The organism is Aquabacterium sp., from assembly GCF_004297345.1.
In the GTDB taxonomy this organism is placed as follows: domain Bacteria; phylum Pseudomonadota; class Gammaproteobacteria; order Burkholderiales; family Burkholderiaceae_C; genus Aquabacterium.
The window spans coordinates 1-5,987 of record NZ_SCTN01000557.1; the positions used below are offsets into that span (position 1 = coordinate 1).

General features: G+C 62.2%; 3 protein-coding genes and 1 pseudogene. All 4 read right to left on the reverse strand.

Annotated elements, in window-relative coordinates; translation table 11 throughout:
- A pseudogene (locus tag EPO09_RS21355) lies at positions 1-1,165 on the reverse strand (transporter); the annotation flags it as partial.
- A gap of 259 nt (positions 1,166-1,424) precedes the next feature.
- Positions 1,425-4,169 carry a preprotein translocase subunit SecA gene (secA, locus tag EPO09_RS21360; protein WP_290646485.1) on the reverse strand — a complete coding sequence of 915 codons (2,745 nt, stop codon included), beginning with the start codon at positions 4,167-4,169 and terminating at the stop codon, positions 1,425-1,427.
- Between the two features lie 189 nt (positions 4,170-4,358).
- A complete protein-coding gene (locus EPO09_RS21365) occupies positions 4,359-5,147 on the reverse strand; it encodes a metal ABC transporter permease (protein ID WP_290646487.1) in 789 nt (262 codons plus the stop codon).
- 3 nt (positions 5,148-5,150) lie between these two features.
- The coding region (locus EPO09_RS21370) for a zinc ABC transporter substrate-binding protein (protein WP_290646489.1) at positions 5,151-5,987 on the reverse strand (837 nt) is incomplete at its 5' end.

The following is a 5,987-nucleotide window of genomic DNA, read 5'->3' on the forward strand; positions in this document are numbered from 1 at the left end:
CACCTACAGCGCGCACCTCGTGGTAGATGATGGCACCAGCTGCGATCACGAACACGCTGGAGACGCCGGCATAGGCCGTAGGCAAGCCGGCTGCCAGCAAGATGATGTAGGTCAGGGCTTCAGGCGACAGCTTCCATGGCCGCATGATGTTCATGAACAGATCGACCAGGCGGCTTTGCTTGAACAACATGCCCGCCCAGATGTGCAGGGCCAGTGCCAGCGGGATGCTGATGAAGTCCAGGATCTTGTGTGCGTAGATGGCCGGGCCCGAAGGGTGATCGTGCATGAAGAAGTACACGCAGCTGAAGATGCCCAGGTTGGCGATCAGGGGCACGCATTCCAGTGCGCGCGTCCAGGTGCCTTCCTCGTTTTCAGGGCTCTTGGGCGGGCGAATGATGCGGAATGCGCTGACGGCCGCGAGCACCGCAAACAGCACCATCCACATGAAGTAGACACGAGGGTCTTCAATGGCGACGCCCGACTCCACCGAGATCTGGTAGTAGCGCACGCAGGAGTACAGCATCATCAGGCTGCAGATGGTCATGGACCATGCCTGAGCCTTGAAGTCCCGTGCATAGCGGGCCGGGCGCAGGCTGATGTGGTGAAAGCCCATGGTCGTGAAGGCGGCCGTCACCGTCAACAGGATCAGCAGGATCATGGAGCGGTTGTCTGCGCCGAACTTGAACAGCACGAAGAAGCTGGTCTCCAGGCCGCGATAGAACTTGAGTTGCGGCGTGATGTGCGCTCGGATGTGCTCGTACATCTCTTGGCGCTCCACGCAGTTGGCTACGGTCGCTTTGAGCGATTCGCGCACGGCGGTGGCGTTGAATGTCTTCTCGCCGAACAGGTTGTCGACATCGTCTACTGGCGCAGCGGCGCCCGCAGGCGCACCGCTCGCAGCGGCTGCTTCCTGACGGGCCACCTCCTGCTCAATGTTCACGTTGCGGTTGCAGGTGGGCTTTTCAGGATCGGCGCGCAACAGGAAGTACTGCACCTTCTGGCCCGGATCGCTGAACATGACTTCACCGAACTTGAGCAACTGGCCATGCACCATCTCGCCGGTGCTGATGACCAGGATGAGGATCAGCAGCGCGAGCGTGGACAGATTGGCTAATCGACCGAACCAGGTCTGGCCCAGTGGATTGGTGTGGGGCGTGGTGCTCAAGGTGATGTCTCCTGTTGCAGCGCATCAAAGGCGCTGTCAAGTCGTTTTGGCAATCAGGTGTTGCACGCTAGGTGGCAACCCGTGCATTGTCAATTCGCATGCGACGACTTGCGCCTAGGGTTCGCCAGTAGATGCCTGCATTCGCGGGTGTCGGGCAGGAGGCGTTGGCGACAAAAAGGAGCGATGAATGACAAAGGGCCCGTGAGGGCCCTTCCTTGGTGCACTGAGTTGATCAGTGCTGCACTGCATCAAGTTCTGATCAGGCCAGCTTGCCGTGGCAGTTCTTGTACTTCTGGCCGCTGCCGCATGGGCAGGGGTCGTTGCGGCCCACGCGTGGCACTTCGGCGGCCACGGTGGTTGGATCGGTCTCCTGCGCCACGCTGCCATCTTCGTTGGGGTGCGTGTAGGTCACGTTCATGAAGCTCTCGCCTTGATGCTCGATGGCTTCGGCGGCTTGCTGCGCTTCTTCCTGCGACTTGATGTGCACGGTCATCAGCACGCGGGTGACGTCCATCTTGACCACGTCCAGCAACTGGCCGAACAGCTCGAAGGCTTCGCGCTTGTATTCCTGCTTGGGGTTCTTCTGGGCGTAGCCGCGCAGGTGGATGCCTTGGCGCAGGTAGTCCAGCGAAGCCAGGTGCTCGCGCCAGTGCGTGTCGATGGACTGCAGCAGCACCATGCGCTCGAACGGCGCGAACTGCTCGCGGCCTACCGCGCCTGTCTTTTCTTGATAGTGGCCGTTGGCGGCATCGATCACGTGCTTGAGCACGTCGTCGTCATCGGCGGCAGTCTGGCTTTCAACCCACTTGACCAGCTCGATCTCCAGCTGCCATTCGTCCTTGAGCACCTTTTGCAGCGTGACCAGGTCCCACTGTTCTTCCAGGCTCTCTGCAGGCACGAAGGTGCGCACGACGTCGGTCATGGCGCCCTTGCGCAGGTTGGTGATCGCGTCGATCACGTCCACGGTTTCAAGGATCTCGTTGCGCTGCTGGTAGATCACCTTGCGCTGGTCGTTCGACACGTCGTCGTACTCCAGCAACTGCTTGCGCATGTCGAAGTTGTGGCCTTCGACCTTACGCTGCGCGCTTTCGATCGAGCGGGTCACGATGCCAGCCTCGATGGCCTCGCCTTCGGGCATCTTCAGGCGGTCCATGATGGCGCGCACGCGGTCACCGGCGAAGATGCGCATCAGCGGATCGTCCAGCGACAGGTAAAAGCGCGAGGAGCCTGGGTCACCCTGACGGCCGGCACGACCACGCAACTGGTTGTCGATGCGGCGCGATTCGTGGCGTTCGGTGGCGATGATGCGCAGGCCGCCAGCAGCCTTGACCTGCTCGTTGAGCTTGGCCTGCTCGGCCTTCAGCGCGGCGATCTTGGCTTCCTTGGCAGCGTGGTCCAGGGTCTCGTCGGCTTCGATCAGCTTGATGTCGTTCTCGACGTTGCCGCCCAGCACGATGTCGGTACCGCGACCGGCCATGTTGGTGGCGATGGTGATCACGCCGGGGCGGCCAGCCTGGGCCACGATCTCGGCTTCACGAGCGTGCTGCTTGGCGTTCAGAACCTGATGCGGCAAGCCTTCGCGGGTCAGCAACTGGGCGATCAGTTCAGAGTTCTCGATGCTGGTTGTGCCAACCAGGGTTGGCTGACCACGCTCGTGGCATTCCTTGATGTCTGCAGCGATAGCTTGATACTTTTCCTTGGCGGTCTTGTAAACCAGATCGAGCTGGTCTTTGCGCGCGAGGATACGGTTCGGGGGGATGACGATCGTTTCCAGACCGTAGATTTCCTGGAATTCATAAGCTTCGGTGTCGGCGGTGCCGGTCATGCCCGACAGCTTGCCGTACATGCGGAAATAGTTCTGGAAGGTGATCGAGGCCAGCGTCTGGTTCTCAGCCTGGATGTTGACGCCTTCCTTGGCCTCCACAGCCTGGTGCAGGCCATCGGACCAGCGGCGGCCAGCCATCAGGCGGCCGGTGAATTCGTCCACGATCACGACTTCGCCGTTCTGGACCACGTAATGCTGGTCCTTGTTGAACAGGTGGTGCGCGCGCAGGGCGGCGTACACGTGGTGCATCAGCGTGATGTTGGCCGCGTCATAGAGGCTGGCGCCTTCGACCAGCAGGCCGGCTTCCAGCAGCAGGCGCTCGGCGTTCTCGTGACCGTCTTCGGTCAAGAAGACCTGGCGGGATTTTTCGTCGGCGGTGAAGTCACCAGGCTCGATCACGCCTTCGCCCGTGCGCGGGTCGGCTTCACCGATCTGCTTCTTGAGCTTGGGCACCACGGCGTTGATGCGCACGTACATCTCGGTGTGGTCTTCAGCCTGACCGGAGATGATCAGTGGTGTGCGGGCTTCGTCGATCAGGATTGAGTCCACTTCGTCGACGATGGCGTAGTTCAGGCCGCGCTGCACACGGTCTTCGATCTCGTAGACCATGTTGTCACGCAGGTAGTCGAAGCCGTATTCGTTGTTCGTACCGTAGGTGATGTCGGCAGCGTAGGCGGCCTGCTTTTCTTCACGGGGCATCTGGGGCAGGTTGATGCCCACGCTCAGGCCCAGGAAGTTGTAGAGCTTGCCCATCCACTCGGCGTCACGGCGCGCGAGGTAGTCGTTGACGGTGACCAGGTGCACGCCCTTGCCGCTCAAGGCATTGAGGTAGACGGGCAGGGTAGCGGTCAGCGTCTTGCCCTCGCCGGTGCGCATTTCGGCGATCTTGCCGTTGTGCAGCGACAGGCCGCCCAGCATTTGCACGTCGAAGTGGCGCATCTTGAAGACACGCTTGGAGCCTTCGCGCACCACGGCAAACGCTTCGGGCAGGATGGCGTCGAGCGATTCGCCCTTGGCCACGCGTTGCTTGAACTCTTCGGTCTTGGCGCGCAGTTGATCGTCGCTCAAGGGCTCGAAAGTGGGCTCCAGCGCATTGATCTTGGCCACCGTACGCCGGTATTCCTTGAGCAGGCGTTCGTTACGGCTACCAAAAATCGAAGTCAGTATCTTGGGCAACATGGAGCTATCAATCCAATCGATCGGTGTGTTGACCACGTGGTCAGCACGAGGTCGCCAGGGACAATTTCCCCAGTCAACCAAAGCCAAAAAGTGTAGCACTCGGGGGTGACGGTTCCGAGACGGGCGCGTGCCCTTCCTAGGAGGGGCTTTCCCCGCCCTTATTCAAGGGTGCCAGGCGGGTGATTTGTTTCAGGGCGTTTCAGAAGGCGGCGCGGCTGGTTTTCGGATGGTGGTGCTCAAGGCGATGCAGATCAGCGCCATGGCCAGTACAACCACCGCCCCGGAGGGCATGTCCAACATGGCAGACACGGCCAGCCCCAGGGCATAGGCCAGAGCGCCCGCGCCCCAGGCCAGCGGCAATTGCCTGCCTGGTGGGGCGTGGCGCACGGCCAGCGCCGGCATGATCAGGCTGCTGAACACCAGATAGACTCCGACGAGTTGAACGGAGGCCGTCACGGCGAGCGCAAACAGCAGGTAGAAACCGGCCCGCCCCAGGCGTGCACCCAAACCGAACCACAGCGCCAGCACCAGCGCGGACAGCGCCGCCACCGCCCACAACTGCCCGGTGGACACCCACAGGATCTGCCCGACCAGCAGATCCTTGAGGTGCTCGCCGCCGTGTGGATTGCCCGCCAGCAGCAGGATGCCCACGCAAGAGGCCAGCACGAACAGGGTGCCGATGAGGGCCTCCTGGATGTCGGGCCAGCGTTTTTCCGTCCAGGTCAGCAGCGCGGCCCCACTCAAGGCGGCCAGCACGGCCGCACCTTGCACGGCCCAGCCTTGCGGTTCCCAGCCCAGCGCATCAGCCGCGATCACCCCCAGCCCGGCGATCTGCGCGATCGCCAGGTCGATGAAGACGATGCCTTTGCGCAGCACCTGCAGCCCGAGCGGCACGTGTGTGGCCAGCACCAGCAAACCGGCGATCAGCGCCGGGCCCACGATGGACCAGTCCACCTCATGCACATTCAGACTGCCCATGTGTTACCCCTTGCTGGCTTTGAGCAGTTGCTCGATGGTGTCGTCAAACAGGCCGAACAGGTCCTTGGCCTTGTCGCTGCCACCCACGGTAAACGGCAGCACCGCCACCGGGATGTGCGCGCGGTCCGACAGCCATTGCGAACCGCGCCCATCGTTGTAGGCGGCGCGGATGATCACCTTGGCCGGCTGTTTTTGCAGTTGCGCGAGCACGGTGGACAGGTAGGCGCTGCTGGGCTCCACGCCAGGCTTGGGCTCCAGCGAGACGATCTGATTCAAGCCCAGCCAGGCCTCCAGATACGGGAAGCCCTTGTGTTGCACGACGATGGGCATGCCCTTGAGCGGGGTGGCTGCTTGCGTCCAGCGTGTCATGGCTTGGTTCCAGCGCGTGTTGAAATCGGCCAGACGCGATTGGTAGACCGCAGCGTGCATGGCATCAACTTCAGCCAGCCGCTTGGCCAGGGCTTGCGCCACCGCCGCGATATTGCGTGGATCCGTCTGGATGTGCGGGTTGCCGGATGCGTGCACGTCGCCATCGGCGCGGTCCAGCCTGGTCGGTACCTCCAGCTTGCGCACGTAATCGGCCGCATTGAACTGGCCGGGCTGGCCGGTTTGCACAGCCGGGTTGCCCGATTGGCGCAAGAGCACGGGCAGCCAGCCCACTTCCAGTTCGGCGCCTGTGCACACCATCAGTTCAGCGTTGCGCACAGCAGCGATCAGGCTGGGCTTGGCCTGCACCTGATGCGGATCCTGCAAGGCGTTGGTGGCGGTGTAAATGCTGGCTTGATCGCCGGCCAACTCCTTGGTCAGGGCGGCCCATTCAGGTTCGCAGGCAAAGACCTT

Excerpts from the sequence above, each read along its gene's own strand:
- secA (WP_290646485.1), bottom strand. The coding sequence starts at position 4,169 with ATGTTGCCCAAGATACTGACTTCGATTTTTGGTAGCCGTAACGAACGC.
- EPO09_RS21365 (WP_290646487.1), bottom strand. The coding sequence starts at position 5,147 with ATGGGCAGTCTGAATGTGCATGAGGTGGACTGGTCCATCGTGGGCCCG.